At 71.8% G+C, this 18,734-nt stretch carries 16 protein-coding genes and 1 pseudogene; 2 read left to right on the top strand and 15 right to left on the bottom strand.

All coding sequences use genetic code 11. The annotated features are described in order from the left end of the window. Nucleotide 1 precedes the first annotated feature (1 nt). Both mptB and J8M50_RS43275 read right to left on the bottom strand, forming a co-directional pair. Nucleotides 2-1,504: pseudogene (mptB, locus tag J8M50_RS43280) on the bottom strand (polyprenol phosphomannose-dependent alpha 1,6 mannosyltransferase MptB); the annotation flags it as partial. A 60-nt stretch (nucleotides 1,505-1,564) separates the two neighbouring features. After that, complete coding sequence (locus J8M50_RS43275) at nucleotides 1,565-2,884, bottom strand: tetratricopeptide repeat protein (protein WP_010352836.1); 1,320 nt, start codon at nucleotides 2,882-2,884, stop codon at nucleotides 1,565-1,567. A 111-nt stretch (nucleotides 2,885-2,995) separates the two neighbouring features. Here J8M50_RS43275 and J8M50_RS43270 point away from each other — a divergent pair, with 111 nt between their 5' ends. Continuing rightward, nucleotides 2,996-4,078 (top strand): hypothetical protein, encoded by a 1,083-nt coding sequence (locus J8M50_RS43270; protein WP_010352837.1) that lies wholly within the window; start codon nucleotides 2,996-2,998, stop codon nucleotides 4,076-4,078. On the opposite strand, the gene J8M50_RS43265 is transcribed toward J8M50_RS43270, so the two are convergent. The 11 genes from J8M50_RS43265 to J8M50_RS43215 all read right to left on the bottom strand — a co-directional run bounded on the left by J8M50_RS43265 (nucleotide 4,075) and on the right by J8M50_RS43215 (nucleotide 14,198). Then, a complete protein-coding gene (locus J8M50_RS43265; protein ID WP_010352838.1) occupies nucleotides 4,075-5,559 on the bottom strand; it encodes an alpha/beta hydrolase in 1,485 nt (494 codons plus the stop codon). The genes J8M50_RS43270 and J8M50_RS43265 overlap by 4 nt on opposite strands. A 230-nt stretch (nucleotides 5,560-5,789) precedes the next feature. Next, a complete protein-coding gene (gene aspA / locus J8M50_RS43260) occupies nucleotides 5,790-7,199 on the bottom strand; it encodes an aspartate ammonia-lyase (protein WP_010352839.1) in 1,410 nt (469 codons plus the stop codon). 134 nt (nucleotides 7,200-7,333) lie between these two features. Beyond that, on the bottom strand, nucleotides 7,334-8,350 hold the full coding sequence (locus J8M50_RS43255; RefSeq protein ID WP_010352840.1) for an asparaginase: 1,017 nt from the start codon (nucleotides 8,348-8,350) through the stop codon (nucleotides 7,334-7,336). Nucleotides 8,351-8,387: 37 nt separating this feature from the next. Continuing rightward, nucleotides 8,388-9,827 carry an amino acid permease gene (locus J8M50_RS43250; protein WP_010352842.1) on the bottom strand — a complete coding sequence of 480 codons (1,440 nt, stop codon included), beginning with the start codon at nucleotides 9,825-9,827 and terminating at the stop codon, nucleotides 8,388-8,390. Continuing rightward, nucleotides 9,824-10,501, bottom strand: a complete 678-nt coding sequence (locus J8M50_RS43245) for a FadR/GntR family transcriptional regulator (protein WP_010352843.1) — start codon at nucleotides 10,499-10,501, stop codon at nucleotides 9,824-9,826. Before J8M50_RS43245 ends, J8M50_RS43250 begins: the two co-directional genes overlap by 4 nt. A 157-nt stretch (nucleotides 10,502-10,658) precedes the next feature. Next, the gene (locus J8M50_RS43240) at nucleotides 10,659-11,498 is read right to left on the bottom strand and encodes an undecaprenyl-diphosphate phosphatase (protein WP_010352844.1); all 840 of its coding nucleotides are present in this window, start codon (nucleotides 11,496-11,498) and stop codon (nucleotides 10,659-10,661) included. Between the two features lie 86 nt (nucleotides 11,499-11,584). After that, on the bottom strand, nucleotides 11,585-11,950 hold the full coding sequence (gene crcB / locus J8M50_RS43235; RefSeq protein WP_010352845.1) for a fluoride efflux transporter CrcB: 366 nt from the start codon (nucleotides 11,948-11,950) through the stop codon (nucleotides 11,585-11,587). Continuing rightward, a complete protein-coding gene (locus J8M50_RS43230) occupies nucleotides 11,947-12,327 on the bottom strand; it encodes a DUF190 domain-containing protein (RefSeq protein ID WP_010352846.1) in 381 nt (126 codons plus the stop codon). Before J8M50_RS43230 ends, crcB (J8M50_RS43235) begins: the two co-directional genes overlap by 4 nt. After that, a complete protein-coding gene (gene crcB / locus J8M50_RS43225) occupies nucleotides 12,324-12,752 on the bottom strand; it encodes a fluoride efflux transporter CrcB (RefSeq protein WP_078480718.1) in 429 nt (142 codons plus the stop codon). Before crcB (J8M50_RS43225) ends, J8M50_RS43230 begins: the two co-directional genes overlap by 4 nt. Before the next feature lie 67 nt (nucleotides 12,753-12,819). Further along, complete coding sequence (locus J8M50_RS43220) at nucleotides 12,820-13,776, bottom strand: SMP-30/gluconolactonase/LRE family protein (RefSeq protein WP_010352848.1); 957 nt, start codon at nucleotides 13,774-13,776, stop codon at nucleotides 12,820-12,822. Nucleotides 13,777-13,904: 128 nt separating this feature from the next. Next, nucleotides 13,905-14,198: an ArsR/SmtB family transcription factor gene (locus J8M50_RS43215; RefSeq protein WP_010352849.1), complete on the bottom strand. Its 294-nt coding sequence runs from the start codon at nucleotides 14,196-14,198 to the stop codon at nucleotides 13,905-13,907. Nucleotides 14,199-14,484: 286 nt separating this feature from the next. Here J8M50_RS43215 and J8M50_RS43210 point away from each other — a divergent pair, with 286 nt between their 5' ends. Further along, the gene (locus J8M50_RS43210) at nucleotides 14,485-14,871 is read left to right on the top strand and encodes a VOC family protein (RefSeq protein ID WP_010352850.1); all 387 of its coding nucleotides are present in this window, start codon (nucleotides 14,485-14,487) and stop codon (nucleotides 14,869-14,871) included. Nucleotides 14,872-14,951: 80 nt separating this feature from the next. Here J8M50_RS43210 and J8M50_RS43205 read toward each other — a convergent pair whose 3' ends face one another. Together J8M50_RS43205 and J8M50_RS43200 are read right to left on the bottom strand one after the other, a co-directional pair. Continuing rightward, nucleotides 14,952-16,520 carry a glycoside hydrolase family 53 protein gene (locus J8M50_RS43205; protein WP_010352851.1) on the bottom strand — a complete coding sequence of 523 codons (1,569 nt, stop codon included), beginning with the start codon at nucleotides 16,518-16,520 and terminating at the stop codon, nucleotides 14,952-14,954. A gap of 146 nt (nucleotides 16,521-16,666) precedes the next feature. After that, nucleotides 16,667-18,685 carry a beta-galactosidase gene (locus J8M50_RS43200; RefSeq protein ID WP_010352852.1) on the bottom strand — a complete coding sequence of 673 codons (2,019 nt, stop codon included), beginning with the start codon at nucleotides 18,683-18,685 and terminating at the stop codon, nucleotides 16,667-16,669. Nucleotides 18,686-18,734: the final 49 nt, after the last annotated feature.

The following is an 18,734-nucleotide window of genomic DNA, read 5'->3' as shown; positions in this document are numbered from 1 at the left end:
GTCATGCCGTACGGCCGTGCTGGAGGCCGGTGGCGCGGGTGGCGAGGCGGGCCTGCCACAGGACGACGACGGCGAGGGCGCCGCCGGAGACGGCCAGCAGGACCTGTCCGGCGTCGGCGGGCCCTCCGTCGGGCAGGACGGCGAGGGCGAGCACCCCGGCCACGGCGACGGCGGTACGGTGCCGTACCGACGTGTCGGGTGCGGCGGCGGCGATCAGGAAGAGGCCCCACAGCGCGTACCAGGGGCGGATCGCGGGGCCGAAGGCGGCGAGGGCGGCGAGGCTGAGGCCGAGCGCGTACACCGGGCGGGGGCGCAGGCGCCACCAGATGGCCGCGACGAGCCCTGCCGTGATCGCGAGGCCCAGGGCGTGCCAGACGGGCACGGCGAGCGGCGCGAGGTCGCTGCCTGCGTGTTCGAGGAGGGCGCCGGTGGCGCGGCCGAGGAGGCTCGTGAGGGCCCAGTTCTGGGGGGAGACGGGGGTGCTGAGGGCCCTGATCCAGCCGTATCCGGTGCCGGTGGCGGCGGTGACGGCGACGGTCGTCACGGCGGCCGGGGCGAGGGTCGTCGCGCACGCGCGCAGAGCGCCGTAAGGGCCGGACCGGCCGTGCTCCCTGTAGTGGAGCAGCACGATCACCGCGAGGCCGAGCGCCGCCGGTGCCTTGACGAGGGCGGCGAGGGTGACCAGGACGGCGCCGAGGGTGAAGCGTCCGCCGAGGGCGGCGACCAGGCCGATGCCGAGCAGGCCCAACATGATCGCGTCGTTGTGGGCGCCCGCGACGAGGTGCAGCAGCACCAGCGGGTTGAGCACCCCCAGCCAGAGCGCGCGCGCCGGGTCGGCGCCGCAGTGCCGGGCGAGGCGGGGCAGGGCGGCGGCCATCAGGGCGACGCCGAGGAGGGCCACGCACCGCATCCCGTACAGCCCGGCGGGCAGCTCCCCGCGCGTGAGGTCCGCGAGGACCCCGGCGAGGCCCATGAAGGCCGGTCCGTACGGCGCCCCGGTGTGCTGCCACAGGGGCGCGACCTCGTCGGCGAGCGGCCCGCCGAGGCTGGAGGGGCCGTAGGAGTAGACGTCGATGTGGGCGTCGACCATCGCGCCTTGCGCAAGGTAGCTGTAGACGTCCCGGCTGAACAGGGGCGGCGCGACGATCAGGGGGGCCGCCCAGACGGCGAGGACGAGCACCAGCGCGCGCGGGGAGGGCGGTTTATCGCCGCGCACCCTACGGCCCAGGAGCACCCAGGCGGCGGTCAGCAGCACCAGCCCGAAGTAGACGCCGACCAGGCCGAGCACGGCGTGCGGGGAGGAGGGGGCGAGCAGCTCGCGCGCGGGCAGGGCGCCGGCACTCTCGCCGCCGAGCGCCAGGCAGGAGGTACCGGCCAGGCCGAGCACCTGGCAGCGGCGGAGAGCGACGGGGAAAGCCTTGGCCAGCACTCTGCCAGCGTGGCGACGCCGGGTGGCCTGTAAGCGACGTTCCGCCTTCGGGGCGGTGGTCTGTGCATGACCGGAGCGTGATCGCGGCGCGCAGAGCCGTACGGGAGCCGGGAGTTCACCCCGGGTTGGTGGGAGTCAGGCGAACCGGGTGCTCGGTACGGGGCCCGTGCTCCGTACCCGCGCGCGGTCGCCGGTGAGCCAGGTCCCGCGTACGGCCGCCACGAACTCCGTGAGCCGCTCCTGCGGGTCGTCCGGGGTCGCGCCGTCGCCCTCGTCGGGCGTGGGGTCGGCCGCGACGATCTCCGCAGCGAGTTCGGTCTCCGCGCGCGGGTCGGGGCCGCCGCGCTCGACCTCGCCGTCCTCGCCCACGCGCAGGGCGTCGCCCCAGGGCGCGACGACCGACTGGTGCAGCAGGGTCACGCTGTCCGGGGTGACGGCGGGCGGGTCGGTCCAGCAGCTCGCGTGCTCGTGGAGGACCTGTCCCGGCGTCCGGCCGAACAGCTCGCCCAGGATCTCGGGGCCCTGCTCGGCCTCGGCGGTCTCGTTGAGGTCGTACGCGATCACGACGGTGTCCTCGCGCCCCGCCTCGAACGGCACCGCGGGCAGCCCCAGCACCTGCGCCGCCGCGAGCCCGAGGACGCGGCTCGACCGGTCCGGGAGCAGCGACACGGACGCCGGGCGCACCTGGGCCGCCTCCAGCGCCGCCCGGAGCCGCAGCAGGCCGCGCAGGCACTGGTCGTACGTGTCCTGGAGCCAGGCGTAGCGCCCGCTCATGCCCGCGTCGTAGCCGTACGGCGAGAGCGTGCCGAGGACGGTCCCGCCCATCACGTACTGCCAGCCGCGCAGGTCGGCGCGGTCCAGCGGGCTCACCGTCCCGGCGGCGTCGGCGCGCTTCAGGACCCTGCGCTGGCGGGCCTGCGCGGAGGTCCACATGTCGTCCTCGGGGTCGCCGAGGAGCGCGTGCTGACGCCGGGCCAGGGGCAGGTCGCCCGCGAGGACGGCGTTGAACACGAGGAGGTAGCGGTCGGGCCAGTCGTCCAGTTCCGTCTCGTGCGCGAGCAGGACGTCGGCCGCCTCGCGGTGGCGCGAGCGGTCCTCGTAGGCGGCGACCAGTTCGCGCAGCAGGGGCTTCGCGCCGGGTGCCAGCCGCAGCGCCTCGCGCAGCGCGGGGATCGCCAGGTCGGCGACGCCGCGCTCGATGCACACGTACCCGAAGTCGTAGAGCGCGCGCGGCTGTCCGGGACCGGCGACGACCGCTTTCGCGGCCTCGCGCAGGTCGTCGAACCCGGCCTTTTCGGCCGCCCGCCCTGCGACCAGGGCGACCTCGGCGAGCGGTGCGTTGTCGGCGGCGGCCCGCAGGAGCCTCAGGGCGCCGGGGACGTCGCCCTGGTCCAGGCATTCCCATGCCTTCAGGGTGTCGGGGGACGTGGGGCGGCGCGGCTTGCGGGAGAACATGCGTGCGATTCTCCCTGAGGGCGGCGGGGGTCCTCAACCGGATTTCCGGCGGGCTGTGACCGATGGCGCGGTTTCTCCGTCTTCCCCTGTGACCGACCTATTGGGGGAACGATGAAGTGGTCCAGGACCGTGGCCGCAGCGGCTGCCGGCCTCGTCCTGTGCGGGTGCGCCGGCACGGGCGGCAGCGCGACGCCGAAGGCTGCCCCGCCCTCGCGTACGGCGGCCAAGCCCACGCCTCCCGCGCCCTCGCCGTCCCCCGCGCCCTCGCTGATCCTCAACGGCCAGACCGACGCCCGCCCCGGGGAGCGCGTCCACATGATGCTCTACGGCGTCACCCGCGCGCGGGGCGGCGATGCGGTCATCGCGCGGTCGGCCGCGTTGACCGGGCCGGTGCGCCTGAGCTGGGAGGACGACCACTTCTGGGCCGTGGGGACCCTCAGGATGACGGACAAGCCCGGCTCGTACCCCCTGACGGTCGCGGTCCACGGCCGTGACGTGGCCCACGACACGGTCAAGGTCGTCGCCTCCCAGCGGCCCTCGTTCACCCTCTCCGCGTCCCAGGAGGCGACCCGTCCCGGCGAGCCCGTGTGGCTGGGCTTCGACGACCTGTACCCGGGCGAGCGGGGCACCGGCTTCACCGTGCGGTCCGCCGCCCTCCCCGCGCCCGTGCGTCTGGTCCACGACGACGGCACCGACTTCTACAACCCGCGCGCGTTCTCGGCGCGCCCGGAGCTCAGGACCCGTCTGGCGGACGGCACGTACACCTTCGCCCTGTACGGCGCGGACGGCCGCCGTATCGCCGAGAAGCGGCTGACGGTCCGCGCGTCCCGGCCGGGTGACCGCGACTACCGGGGGAAGCCGTCCGGCCCCGAGTTCTTCGACCCGGACGCGGGCTACTCCGGCGGCGCCCACAGCACGTTCCGGGCCGTCGCCGGAGGACAGGTCGCCGTCATGTGGCACGACGTGTACCCGGACCCGGGCGAGGAGACTCGGCTGACCGCCACGTCCCCGGCGTTCACCGGGACGGTCCGCCTGCGGCACGACGACAGCAAGGGCGCCGACGGGGACGACCCGCGCTTCCTCGGCACCGCCACCGTCCGGCCCGGCCTCACGCCCGGCCGCTACCCCGTGACGGTCGTCGCGCATCACGGCCGGGTGAAGAAGACGGTGTACCTGACGGTGACGGCGCGTTAGGAGCCGGCGGCGCAGGTCATGTCGTGCTCCGGGACCTTCCCGTCGAGCAGGTAGGCGTCGACGACCGCGTCCACGCACGCGTTGCCGTTCCGGTACTGGCCGTGGTCACCGGCGCCGGTGACCGTGACCAGCCGCGAGCCCTTCAGCGCGCGGTGCGCCCGCAGCGCGCCTTCGTAGTACGTCGCCGGGTCGTGCACGGAGTTGAGCATCAGGGTCGGCGGCAGGCCCTCGCCGGTGACCTTGACGTGCGGGGCGTCCGACTCCGGCCAGAACGCGCAGACCGCCGCGAACGCGAGTTCCCGCGCGCCCACCAGGGGGTGCTTCCGGGTGTCCGCCGCGCTCTGCCGCAGCCAGTGGCCGAGGTCGCGGTTCCACGGCGTGTCGTTGCAGGTGACCGGGAAGTAGGTGGCGGTGAAGCCGGGCGAGAGGTAGTTCGCGAAGGCGCTCCCGGCCGTCTGCCGCTCGGCCGCCGTCGCCGTGTCCCAGTGCTCCAGGGAGGCCAGCACGGACGCCAGGGACGGCCACAGGCCCGTGTTGTACATGCCCTGGATCGTGGCGTTGTCGAGCTGGTTGGGCCCGACCGTGACCGTGCCGGCGGTCAGCGGACGGTCGTGCAGCACGGCCCGACGCGCCTCCCAGGTGGCCTTCGCCTCGGCCGCCGTACGCCCGTAGTGGTAGACCGCGTCGTGCTGCGCGAGCCAGGGCAGGAAGTCCTGCTCGAAGCGGCGCTGGAAGCTCATCGGCTGCCCCAGCTCGGCCTGCTCCCAGGTCCCGTCGAAAGCCAGGTTGCTGTCCAGGACGGCGCGTTCGACGTGCTGCGGGTACTCGGTCGCGTAGTACGCGCCCAGCCAGGTGGCGTACGAGGGGCCGTAGTACGAGATCTTCTGTACGCCGAGCAGGGTGCGCAGCAGGTCGATGTCGTGGACAGCTTGATCGGTGGTCAAGTACTTGACGAGATCACCGCTGCGATCAAGACAACTGTGGACGAACTGACGGGAACGGTTGATCACGCCCTGGAGGGCGGCGGGCGTGCGGTCGCGGAAGTCGCCGGCGTAGAAGTCCTGGAACTCGGCGTCCGTCTGGCAGGTGGCGTGCGTGCTGCTGCCGACGCCGCGCTGGTCGAAGCCGACGACGTCGTACGCGGCGCCGACCGCCGGTGACGCCTTCACGAACCCGGCGGGGCGGTTCAGTCCTGACGCGCCGGGTCCGCCTGCGGCCATGACCAGTACTCCGCGCCGCTGCGCGGGGTCGGGTGCTCGGTGGCGGGACACCTGGACGGTGAGGTCGGCGCCGGTGCCCGGGTGGTGCCAGTCGCGGGGGACGGTCATCGGGGCGCACTCCAGGGCCGGGGTGCTGGGGCAGGGCTGCCAGTCGAGGCGCTGGGTGGTGTAGCGGGGCGGGATCGGCGCCTGTGGGGCGGCCGTCGAGGCGGGCTGGGCGGCGGCGTGCGCCGTGGTCAGGCCCGTTGCCGCCAGCGCCATGGCCGCGGCCACCGCTCCGGAGACAGCGGCTCCCCTGCGGACACCGGACGCTGACGGCGTGACTGTCGAGAACACCGAGACCGCCGAAAACACCGAGAACCTGGACATCGAATCCCCTCACTGCCGCGCGAGGCCGCGCGGCGTCTGAGTCGATGTTCAGGTCCGGCACCCTGCTGAATCGATCACGCTGATACCCGTCTTGGGGGTGGCACCAGTACCACCCCCCACGGTTACGCGAGCGGCGATCCGCTCCCCGCGACCACCTCGGGACGCAGCAGCGCGGCGAGGGACTCCGCCGGCAACAGGCCCTTCTCCAGGACGAGTTCGGCGACGCCCCGGCCGGTCTCCAGCGCCTCCTTGGCGATGTCGGTGGCCGCCTCGTAGCCGATGTGCGGGTTGAGCGCGGTGACGAGGCCGATGGAGTTCTCGACGTTCGCGCGCAGGCGTTCGGTGTTCGCGGTGATGCCGTCCACGCAGCGTTCGGCGAGGGTGAGGCAGGCCGCGCGGAGGTGGGTGATCGACTCGGAGAGGGAGTGCAGGATGATCGGCTCGAACGCGTTCAGCTGGAGCTGTCCCGCCTCGGCCGCCATGGTGATGGTGACGTCGTTGCCGATGACCTCGAAGGCGACCTGGTTGACGACCTCGGGGATGACCGGGTTGACCTTCCCCGGCATGATCGACGAACCGGCCTGGACGGGCGGCAGGTTGATCTCGCCGAGCCCCGCGCGCGGGCCGGAGGAGAGCAGGCGCAGGTCGTTGCAGCTCTTGGAGAGCTTGACGGCGATCCGCTTGAGGACGCCGGACATCTGGACGAACGCGCCGCAGTCCTGGGTGGCCTCGACGAGGTTGGCGGCGGTGACGAGCGGGAGGCCGGTGATGTCGGCGAGGTGGCGGCGGGCGGCCTCGGCGTACCCGGCGGGGGCGTTGAGACCGGTGCCGATGGCCGTGGCGCCCAGGTTGATTTCATGGATCAACTCGACGGCCTCGTCAAGACGGCTGCGGTCCTCGTCAATCATGACGGCATAAGCGGAGAACTCTTGACCGAGCGTCATGGGAACCGCGTCCTGCAACTGTGTACGGCCCATCTTGAGCACGTCACGGAACTCGACGGCTTTGCGGCCGAACGCGTCCTGGAGTACAGCCATCGCCTTGAGCAGTCCATGTACCGCGAAGACCGTCGCCACCTTGACGGCGGTCGGGTAGACGTCATTGGTGGACTGGCCGAGGTTGACGTCCTCGTTGGGGTGCAGGAACTGGTACTCCCCCTTGGCGTGCCCCAGCAGTTCGAGCGCCCGGTTGGCGATGACCTCGTTGGCGTTCATGTTCGTGGAGGTCCCGGCACCCCCCTGGACGACGTCGACGACGAACTGCTCGTGCAGCTTGCCCGCGCGGATCTCCCGGCACGCGGCGACGATCGCGGCGGCCTTGTCGGGCGTGAGCAGCCCGAGTTCCTCGTTGGCGAGGGCGGCGGCCTCCTTGACGGCGGCGAGGGCGTCGATGAGGTGCGGGTAGGCGGAGATGGCCGTACCGGTGATGGGGAAGTTCTCGGTGGCGCGCAGGGTGTGGACGCCCCAGTAGGCGTCGGCGGGGATGTCACGGAAGCCGAGGAGGTCGTGCTCGCTGCGGGTGACGGCGGTCATGGTGAGGGGTGTCCTCTTTCGGGTGGGTGAGGGTGTGGAGGAGCTGGACAGGGGTACGGCGCGCACACTCGCCGTACCCCTGTCCCGACGCCGCGCGCGCCCCGCACAGGCGGGCGCGGCGTCCGGTGGGGCGCCTACGCGCAGGCGGGGAAGGCGACGGGGTCCAGCGCGCGCACCGCGCGGATCTCGCCGACGGGTTCGCCGCCGCCGAGGAGCGGCTCGCCCGCGAACGCGGTGAGGCGGGCCGGGTCGACGCCCGCGCGCGCGAGGGCGGCGGCGGTGACCGGTACGCGCGCGCGGTTGGCGCCGTCGGAGATCTTGACGGCGACGGCGCGCCCGTCGGGCAGGGCGGCGACCTCGACGCCCTCGAAGCCGTCCTTGGCGAGCAGTCCGGGGACGGCGCGCATGAGGGCGGCGACGTCGCGGTCGGTGCCGGAGGCCATCTCGGGGAAGTCCCGCATGGCGGCGGCGACCTTGGCCTCGGGGGTGCCCGGGACGGCCGTGGTGATGCGGGCGGCGGCGCGGGCGAGGCCGTGCAGGGAGACGGAGAACAGGGGCGCTCCGCACCCGTCGACGGTGACCTGGGCGATCCGCTGCCCGGTGAGGTCCTCGACGATCTCGGCGATGGCCTGCTGGAGGGGGTGGCCGGGGTCGAGGTAGCCCTCCAGGGACCAGCCGTTGAGCTTGCAGGTGTAGAGCATCGCCGCGTGCTTCCCGGAGCAGTTGTGCGCGAGCCGCGACGGCCCCCGCCCCTCGCGGATCCACTGGTCGCGCTGGGCGGCGCCGTACGGCAGGTCCTCGACGTTGCGCAGGTCGTCCTCGGTGACTCCGGCCTCCTCCAGGATCCGCCGGGTTCCGGCGAGGTGGCGTTCCTCGCCGGAGTGGCTGGCTGCGGCGAGGGAGAGGAGTCCGCCGTCCAGGGGGAGCCCGGCGCGGACCATGGCGACGGCCTGGACGGGCTTGAGGGCGGAGCGGGGGTAGAAGGCGGCCTCGATGTCGCCGAGTTGGAGGGTGACCTCGCCGCCCGCGCCGAGGACGACGACGGAGCCGTAGTGGACGCCCTCGGTGACCCCGCCGCGCACCAGGTGGGCGACGGGGGCGTGGAGGGGTTCACGGACGAGGGGGGCGTCGGTGGGGGTGCTGCTGAACATCACTCTGCCTGCGGGTTGTCGTGGTCCGGCGCAGGGGTCACGCGTCGGTTTTGGCGGAGATGCGCGCGATGCGCCCCCGGATGGCGTACCAGCCGGCGACGAGCGCTCCGACGATCAGCGGCAGGCACAGCACGGTGGTGCGTCCGGCGCCGCCGTCGGCGTACATGAGGACCAGGACGGAGGCGAGGAACGCCAGCGTCACGAGTTCGGTCCAGGGGGAGCCCGGCAGACGGTAGCTCGGGCGGGTCAGCTCGCCCTTCTGGGTCTTCTGCCAGAACATCAGGTGGCAGACCATGATCATGCCCCAGGTGGCGAGGATGCCGATCGCCGCGAAGTTGAGGACGATCTCGAAGGCGTCGGCGGGGACGACGAAGTTGAGGCCGACGCCGAGGACGCAGACGCCGCTGGTGAGCAGGATGCCGCCGTAGGGGACCTGGGTGCGGCTCATCTTGCCCGTGAAGGCGGGGGCGGAGCCGTTGACGGCCATGGAGCGCAGGATGCGTCCGGTGGAGTAGAGGCCGGAGTTCAGGGAGGACATGGCGGCGGTGAGGACGACGAGGTTCATGACGCCGCCGGCGGCCGGGATGCCGATGTTGGACAGGACCGTCACGAAGGGGGACTCGCCCGACTTGTAGACGTTCCAGGGCAGCAGCATCGACAGCAGGACGACGGAGCCGACGTAGAAGAGGCCGACGCGCCACATGATCGAGTTGATCGCCTTCGGCATGATCTGCTCGGGGTTCTCGGTCTCGCCCGCCGCGACACCGACGAGTTCGACGGAGGCGTAGGCGAAGACGACGCCCTGGATGATCAGCAGCATGGGCAGCAGGCCGTTGGGGAAGATGCCGCCGTTGTCGGTGATCAGGGAGGGTCCCGGGGTGTGGCCGTCGACCTGGTGCTGGGTGACCAGCAGGAATATCCCGATCAGCATGAAGACCACCAGTGCGCTGACCTTGATGATCGCGAACCAGAACTCCAGCTCGCCGAAGAACTTGACGGAGATCAGGTTGACGGTCAGCACGACGGCCAGGGCGATCAGTGCGAGCACCCATTGGGGGATGTCGGAGAACATGCCCCAGTAGTGCGTGTAGGTGGCGACCGCCGTGATGTCGGCGATGCCGGTCGTCGCCCAGTTGAGGAAGTACATCCAGCCGGCCGTGTAGGCGCCCTTCTCGCCGAGGAACTCGCGGGCGTACGACACGAAGGCGCCGGAGGAGGGCCGGTACAGGACGAGTTCGCCGAGGGCTCGTACGACGAGGAAGGCGAAGATCCCGCAGACGGCGTAGGCGATGAAGAGGGAGGGTCCGGCGTCGGCGAGACGTCCGCCGGCGCCGAGGAAGAGGCCGGTGCCGATGGCGCCGCCGATGGCGATCATGTTGACGTGCCGGTGTTTGAGGGACTTGCTGTATCCCTCGTCTCCGGCGTCGACGTGCGGGGACGAGGGGCGCGTCTCGTCTTTGAGGTGCTGTTCGCTCACGCCTCGGGTCCGCCTTCCAGGGGAGTTTCCGCGCGCGGGGTGCGCACGATGTCGGTGAGGGACGTCTCGACGCGGTCGAGGTGGTGGCTCATGGCCTCCACCGCGTCGGGCTCGGAACCGTCCATGAGGGCCTCGACGATGGCCCGGTGCTCGCGGTTGGACTGCTCGCGGCGTCCGCCCAGTTCGTTGAGGAAGGCCGACTGGCGCGCGAGCGCGTCGCGGATCTCCTCGATGACCCGGCGGAAGACCGGGTTCTGGGCGGCTTCGGCGACGGCCAGGTGGAAGAGGGTGTCCATCGCGACCCACGCGGTGGTGTCCGTCTCCCGCTCCATCCGGTCCAGGAGGTGGGCGAGGTGGTCCAGGTTCTCCGGGGTGCGGCGCAGGGCGGCGTACCCGGCGACCGGGATCTCGATGTGGCGGCGCACTTCGAGGAGGTCGCTGGCCGCGTAGTCGCCGAAGGTGGGGTCCTCGACGGTGTTGGCGACCACGAAGGTGCCCTTGCCGGTCTTGGCGACCGTCAGGCCCATCGTCTGGAGGGCGCGCAGGGCCTCGCGGAGCACGGGCCTGGACACCTCCAGGGTGCGGCAGAGCTCCGCCTCGGAGGGGAGCTTGTCGCCAATGGCGTACTGGCCGCGTTCGATGGCGCGGCGGAGGTGGGTGAGGACCGCCTCCATCGCGCTCACGCGACGGGGCCCCGAACCACCTGTCTGGCTGTCTGACAGGTTCACGGGAGTGATGGTGCGGCTGCGCGACAGGTGGTGTCAAGACGAACGAAAAGAAAAATTCACCGGGCGGGCCGGCTGAAAGCCGGTCGCACGCCCGGTGATCTGATCAGGCGCTCAGCGCACCCGTCGCGAGCAGGCCGAAGAGCAGGACGCCGACGATGATGCGGTAGACGACGAACGCGTTGAACGAGTGCTTGGCGACGAACTTCAGCAGCCAGGCGATCGAGACGTACGCGACCGCGAACGACACCACGGTGCCGACGGCCAGCGGAACGGCGCCGACCCCCGCGCCGAGCGCGTCCTTCAGCTCGTACAGACCCGCTCCGGTCAGCGCCGGGATGCCCAGGAAGAACGACAGGCGGGTGGCCGCGACCCGGTCGAGGTCGAGGATGAGCGCGGTCGACATGGTGGCGCCGGAGCGGGAGAAGCCCGGGAAGAGCAACGCGAGGATCTGCGAACTCCCCACCAGCATCGCGTCCTTGAACGAGGTGTCGTCCTCGCCGCGCTTGTGGCGCCCCATCTGGTCGGCGGCCCACATCACGCCGCTGCCGACGATCAGGGAGGCGGCGACCACCCACAGCGAGCCGAGGGCGCCGTCGATCAGCGGCTTCGCGGCGAGGCCGACGATCACGATCGGGATCGTCGCGTAGATGACCCACCAGGCGAACTTGTAGTCGTGGTGGTGGCGCTCCTCCTTGTTCGCGATCCCCCGGCCCCACGCGGAGACGATCCGCACGATGTCCTTGAAGAAGTACACGAACACGGCCGCGATCGCGCCGACCTGGATCACGGCCGAGAAGCCGACGACCGCCGGGTTGTCGACGGAGATGCCCATCAGGCCCTCGGTGATCTTCAGATGGCCGGTGGAGGAGACGGGGAGGAACTCCGTCACTCCCTCGACGACTCCGAGGACGACGGCTTGGCCGACAGAGATGGTGACGCTCATGGAATCCAGTTCTGCGGGAAGGGGGACGGCTGATGAGGGACAGTCCTACCAGCCCCGGGTAGGGCGCCGTCCCTCCCGTTTCCCCGCTACGACCAGAACGTCTGCCCGATCCACACGCCCCCGAAGGCGGCCCCCAGCCCCGCCAGGAGACTGCCCGCGACGTTGGCGAGGGCGTACAGTCCCGCGCCCGTCTCGGTCAGCCTGAGCGTCTCGTAGGAGAACGTCGAGTACGTCGTCAGCGCGCCGCACAGGCCGGTCCCCAGCAACAGCCGCAGATCGGGCCCGGCGGACGCGGCCCCCGTCAGCGTGCCGAGGATCAGGCACCCGACGACGTTGACGGTGAACGTCCCCCACGGGAACACCGAGTCGTGCCGGGACTGCACCGCGCGGTCGGTCAGGTAGCGCAGGGGCGCCCCGACCATGCCGCCGACGGCGACCAGCAGCCAGTTCACAACGATTTCTTACCCTTCTTGTCCGCTTCGCCGGATTTATCCGGGCGGCCGGTGTACGTCACGACCTCGCACGGCTCCAGCGTCACCAGCCCCTCGGCGACCAGTCCGTCGAGCTGCGGCAGGAAGGCGCGGACCCGTTCCTCCGCGTCGACGACGACCACCGCGACCGGCAGGTCCTCGCTGAGGGACAGCAGCCGTGTCGTGTGCACGCGCGAGGACGCGCCGAAGCCCTCGATGCCCCGGAACACGCTCGCCCCGGCGAGACCCGCCGCGTGCGCGCGGTGCACGATCTCCGCATACAGCGGTCGATGGTTGACGGTGTCGCTCTCCCCGATCAACACGGTCAACCTCAGAGCACTGCCGGTCAACCTCGTCATGTCTGCCTCCTCGCGAAGAGACGGCGTGTCGCGCCGGCCGCGAGCCATACGGCGGCCAGAGCCGCGCACAGGGTGCCCGCCAGATAGGCGAAGCCGGTGGCGGGATGGCCCTCTCCCACCAGTTTCCGGATGTCGACGGCGTACGTCGAGAACGTCGTGAACCCGCCGAGGACCCCGGTCCCGAAGAACGGCCGCACCAGCCGGTGCACGGTGAGGATCTCGGTCACGAGGACCAGGAACACGCCGATCACCGCGCACCCGACGACGTTGATCCCGAAGGTCGCCCACGGGAACCCGCCCGCGCGCGCGGGCCACAGTTGGCCCGCCCCGTACCGGATCAGGGACCCGGCGGCGCCCCCGGCGGCCACCACCGCGACCACCGGAAGCTGTCCCCCGCGCACGCGCTGTGCCTTCGGCGCTGTCATGTCGTACATCTCCTGCCCGGCCGCCGTGATCACGGCCGGGCCTCAGCGTAACTCCGCTGGTGAGGTCCTATACGGGCGCGCAGACGGCGATGCCGGGCTCGTTCAGGCTGCCGAGGACCAGGAGGCCGTCCGTCGTGCGGCAGACGCTGGTGACCATGCGGAAGCCGGAGCGGCGGCGGGTGAGGTGGTGGACGGTGCGGCCGGTGTCGTCGACCGCGAGGACGCCGATCGTGCCGGAGGGGCGGTAGGGGGCGTGCAGGGCGAGGCGTGCGGCCCTGCGGCGGACGGTGGGGGACGCGCGGTGCAGGAGGTCCAGCGCGGGGACGCGGGGGCCCGCGAGGGCGACCCAGACGGGGCCGTCGGGGCTCTCGCGCCACAGGTTGTCCGGGTAGCCCGGGAGGTCCTCCAGGAAGGGCTCGGCGACGCCCGTACGGGGGCCGGTGAGCCAGTACCGGGTCAGGCGGCGGGCGCCGGTCTCGGCGACGATCAGGAACGCGCCGCAGCCGCTCACCGCGAGCCCGTTGGCGAACTGGAGCCCCTCCAGGAGCACTTCGGGCGTGTCGGCGCCCGGCGAGAGCCGCAGGAGGCGTCCGGTGCCGGTGTGGCCGACGAGGTCGCCGAGCCACTCCCCCAGCGCGAACTCCCGGCTGGAGACGGTGAAGTAGACCGTCCCGTCGGGTACGGCGACGGCGTTGCTGCAGAACCTCAGGGGCTCGCCCTTGGCCGACTCGGTCAGCACGCGCACGCTGCCGTCGCCGGTGTCCACGCGCAGCAGGGCACCCTCCGCGTCGCACACCAGCAGGCCGCCGTCCGGGAGGAGTTCGAGACCGAGGGGACGGCCGCCGATCTCCCCCACGTGCTCGACGCGGGCCGCGCGCGGGTCGTCGAGGCCGGATATCCGGAAGATCCTCCCGTCCGCGACGCCGGTCAGGACTCTGCCCTGCCCGTCCGCCACGACGTCCTCGGGGCCGTGGCCCGGAAGGGTGACGTACCGGAGGGGGACGAGAGCCGCGCGACGGTGCATGAACGTGGGACCTTCCTGTCGGAGTCGGGTAATCCTTTCAGTCGGCACCCGTCTCCATGCGCGCGGGCAGGGGGCTTTGCCGGGGCTTTCCCCGGGCCCGTCTCCCCCGTCCCAGCAGCCCTCCCGCGCTACCTCTGCCAGCCCTTCTCGAACATCCGGGCGACCTCGGCGATACGGATCTCGTCGCGCCGGTAGTAGGTGCGCCGGCCGACCTTCTCGGCCCGCAGCAGGCCCACGCGCGCGAGGAGGTCGAGGTGGGCCTCGGCGGCCTTGCGGCGCACGCCGAGCTTGTGGGCGAGCGCGTCGGCGGTGACGCCGTGCCCGGGGGACGCTGCGCGCCGCCGCGCGGGGAAGTGCAGGGCGGGCTCCTTGAGCCATTCCAGAATCTCCAGGCGCCGCCCGGCCACGGGAGTCCTCAGCATCTGAACCTGTCCCTCCGTCCTCGCGTCGGGGCCTCCTCCTACCGCGTCTGTCCACTCTCCCGCAGTCGACGCCTCCCCGTCCCGGACTCCGCCGTGCCCGTCCGGAACACACCGTCCGGCCTGCACGGACGCCGCACGCGCGCGGGGCGTGCGGCACGGTTCCGGATCGGCGCGGGGGACGTGCGGCGACGGCGTCCCGACCTGCGGGCGCGCCCGTTCGGCCGGGGGACGCCGGGGTTCTACGGTGAGGGGGCCAACGCCCGTCCACGCCCCCAGGGAGCACCTCGTGCGGATCCGTCTGACCAACGTCTTCGTCGACGACCAGGAGAAGGCCCGGCGCTTCTACACCGGCGTCCTCGGCTTCGTGACGAAGCACGACGTGCCCGTGGGGACGGACCGCTGGCTGACCGTCGTCGCGGCCGGTGACCCCGACGGTCCCGAGCTGCTGCTGGAGCCCTCCGGGCACCCCGCCGTGGGCCCGTACAAGGCCGCGTTGTTCGCGGACGGCATCCCGGCGGCCTCGTTCGCCGTGGACGACGTGCGCGCCGAGTTCGAGCGGCTCTCCGGGCTCGGGGTGCGGTTCGCGCAGGAGCCGGTGGACGCGGGGCCGGTCGTCGTCGCGGTCCTCGACGACACCTGCGGCAACCTGATCCAGCTGATGCAGACGAAGTAGGCCCGGCCGCGCGGGGTGTGCGCGGCCGGGCCTGCGTGCTCGTCACTGGTTCAGCCGGTGACCACTGGTGCCCGAGGGGGCTACCGGTGCTTGAACCACGTCATCGAGCCGAGCGCCTTGTCGTCGTAGCCGAACAGCGCCTGGTTCTCCCAGCCGTTGCCCGAGGCGGCGTCCTTGGGGTCCCAGCCGTTGCCGGTGACGGCGGTCCAGGTGGCCTCCCAGTAGAAGACACCCAGGCCGCGGCCGTTCGGGACGGCCTCGACGATGCTGGCGACGTCGTTCATCCACTTCGTCTGGCCCGCGACCGTGGCCGGGTAGCCGCTCACCAGCTCGCTGCTCAGGTCGATCTGGTTCTCCAGCGAGTCGTCCTGGGCGAGCGTGAACGGGTACGCCGTCTCCGCCACGTACACCGGCTTGCCGTACCGCGCCGCCGCGTCGTCCAGGGTCGTCTGGAAGTCGGACAGCGGGCCGTGCCAGTAGCCGTAGTACGACAGGCCGATCACGTCGAACTTGACGCCGTTGGAGACGGCGTTGTCGAACCACCAGCGGGTGCCGGACAGGTCGCCGCCCTTGGCGAGGTGCAGGGCGACGGTGGTGGACGAGTTGACCGCCTTGACGGCGTCGTATCCGCTGTTGAGCAGTCCGGCGAGCTGGGACCAGTTACTGGTCGATCCCTCGTTCCACAGCATGCCGCCGTTGATCTCGTTGCCCACCTGGACCATGTCGGCGGTGGTGCCTTGAGCCTTCAACGCGTTCAACACGTCGTACGTGTGGTTGTACACGTCCGTCTTGAGTTGACTGTATGTATGGCCCACCCATGCGGCCGGCTTGGACTGCGCGCCCGGGTCGGCCCACGTGTCCGAGTAGTGGAAGTCGACCAGCAGCTTCATGCCGGACGCCTTGATCCGCTTGGCCATCGCCAGGACGTGCGCCTTGTCGTTGTAGCCGTCGGCGGGGTTGACCCAGACCTTGAGGCGCGCGTAGTTCATGCCGGCGTTGCGGAGGATGCCGAGGGCGTCGCCGCTGGTGCCGGAGGCGTTCTTGTAGACGCCGCCCTTGGCCTCGCTCTTGGCGAGGGAGGAGATGTCGGCACCATGGATCGATGTACCGGTGGTCCCTGCACTGAACGACAGGTCGTCAACATTGATCCAGTTACCGGCGTTGGCGTCACTGTTGATGCTGATGGTGCACTGGTTGTTCGTCACATTGACCGGCGTGACAATGCGGATCCAACCACTGGACGACACCGGTATGTCGGTACGCTGCTCGGTGCCCCCGCACCCCTTGAGCGCTATGTACGCCGCGTTCTGCCCGCCACCGGAGCGGACCCACGCGGTCAGCGTGTAGTTCCCGTTGGCCAGCCCCGACAGGTACTGGTACGTCTCCACCTTGTAGGCGCTGGACGCCCACTGGGTGAGCCGGTAACTCCCGCCGTGGCCACCGGACTCGGTGAAGGAGGCGGAGTTCTGGCCGCCTGCCGAGTAGGTGGACCACCCGGCGGGGGTCGCGGTGCCGGTGCCGTCGGACTCGAAGCCGCCGTTGGTGAGCGTGGAGGCGGCGGCAGCGGTCTGCGCGGGCAGGGCGGTGAGGGCGAGGCCCGCGGCCAGCGGCAGCAGGAGGGCCTGGAGAGTGCGTCTGGGATGGAACATCGTCGTCCGTCGTCCCTTCGACGTGATGGGGGTGGAGTGTCCCGCACCTGACAACCACAAGCCCCTTGCGGGACCGTACAGGTGCGAGGGCCCCCCTCCGCCCGCGGCTCGCGGCTCCACGGGCGAAGGGGGAGTCGGTGTCCGGCTCAGCCGTCGAGCCGTACGACGCGCACGGCGCCCGCCGGAACGGCGAGGTGACCGGAGGCCGGATCGCCGGTGAGGAGTTCGGTGCCGGCGGACTCCAGCGGCACCTTGACGTCACCGGCGGTGTGGTTGATGGCGAACAGATAGTCCGCGTTCTCCCCGGACCGGCGCACGACCTCGACGTCCCGGGGCAGGTCGCGCGGCGTGATCCCGGCGTCGTCGGCGGCGCGCGCCAGCACCGTGTCGAGCCCCTCGGCGCCGAGGCGCGTGGAGACGTACCAGGCGGTGCCCTCACCGAGCCGGTGCCGGGTGACGGCGGGCCGCCCGGCGGCGAGCCCGTCGGCGAAGGACCACACGGTCTCGGCGCCGCGCGGCACGACGAACTCGCTCCACACGTCACCGGTCAGCTCGGCACCGTCCGCACCGGTCAGCCGTACCGTTTCTCCGGCCAGCAGCGGCGAGAACTCCTCGACGGTGAGGCCGAGGACGTCGCGCAGGGCGCCGGGGTAGGCGCCGTCGTGGACGGCGTCGTGCTCGTCGACGATGCCGGAGAAGAACGACACGACGAGGGTGCCGCCGCCGGCGACGTACGCGCGGAGGTTGTTCCCGGCTGCCTCGGTCATCAGGTAGAGCGCGGGGACGACGACCAGCGGGTACGTCGACAGGTCGGACTCCGGGTGGGCGAAGTCGACGGTCAGGTGCCGGTCGTAGAGGGCCTCGTAGAACGCGTCGGCGCGCTCGCGCGGGTCGGCGTCCTCGCTGGGGCGCCAGGCGAGGTTCTGCGCCCACCAGGACTGCCAGTCCCACAGGACGGCGACGTCGGCCTCGGTGCGGGAGCCGCGGATCGGGTTCAACGCGTCGAGGGACGCGCCGAGTTCGACGACCTCGCGCCACACGCGCGTGTCGGTGCCGCCGTGCGGGACCATCGCGGAGTGGAACTTCTCGGCGCCGCGCCGGGACTGGCGCCACTGGAAGAACATGGCGCCCTCGGAGCCGCGCGCGACGTGCGCGAGGGAGTTGCGGGCCATCTCGCCGGGCGCCTTCGCGGGGTTGCGGGGCTGCCAGTTGATGCCCGAGGTGGAGTGCTCCAGGAGGATCCAGGGGGCGCCGCCGCCGACGGAGCGGGTGAGGTCGGCGGCCATCGCGAGGTTGACGTGGGTGCGGCGGCCGTCGGTGATCAGGTAGTGGTCGTTGGTGACGATGTCGACCTCGCGGCCCCAGGCCCAGTAGTCGACGGAGTCGCACTGGCTGAGGGCGGTCATGAAGTTCGTCGTCACGGGGACGCCCGGCGCGAGGCGGTGCAGGATGTCCCGCTCGGCGGTGAAGTTCTCGCGCATCGTGGCGTCCGCGAACCGCTTGAAGTCCAGGGCCTGCCCCGGGTTGCCGACGGTCGGCGCGGTGCGCGGCGGGGTGATGTCCTCGAAGCTCGCGTAACGCTGGCCCCAGAAGGCCGTGCCCCAGGCGGCGTTGACGGCTTCGATGCCGCCGTACGTCGTCTCCAGCCAGCGGCGGAAGTGCGCGGCGCAGGAGTCGCAGTAGCACGCGGAGACGGGGACGCCGTACTCGTTGTGGACGTGCCACATCGCGAGCGCCGGGTGGTCGGCGTAGCGCTCGGCGAGCCGGGTGGTGATGTTCGCGGCGGCGGCGCGGTAGACGGCGCTGCTGTGGCAGATGGCGCCGCGTGAGCCGAAGGCGTAGCGGGTGCCGTCGGCGGCGACCGGGAGAGCCTCGGGGTGCTCGCGGTAGAACCAGACCGGGGGGACGACGGTGGGGGTGCCGAGGTCGACGCGGATGCCGTTGTCGTGGAGCAGGCCGATGATCCGGTCGAGCCAGCCGAAGTCGTACTGCCCGCGCGCGGGTTCCAGCAGGGCCCAGGAGAAGATCCCGACGCTCACCATGGTGACGCCGGCCTCGCGCATCAGCCGGACGTCCTCCTGCCAGACGCTCTCCGGCCACTGCTCGGGGTTGTAGTCCCCGCCGAAGGCGAGCCTGGTGAGGCCCTGGGGGCTGGTGTCCGGCATGGATCTCTCCCGGTTAATCGATCATTTGGGAACGTGCACAGACCGCTGC

The sequence above is a fragment of the Streptomyces acidiscabies genome (assembly GCF_020010905.1).
Lineage (GTDB): Bacteria > Actinomycetota > Actinomycetes > Streptomycetales > Streptomycetaceae > Streptomyces > Streptomyces acidiscabies.
This window is presented reverse-complemented; position numbering and strand designations above follow the sequence as displayed.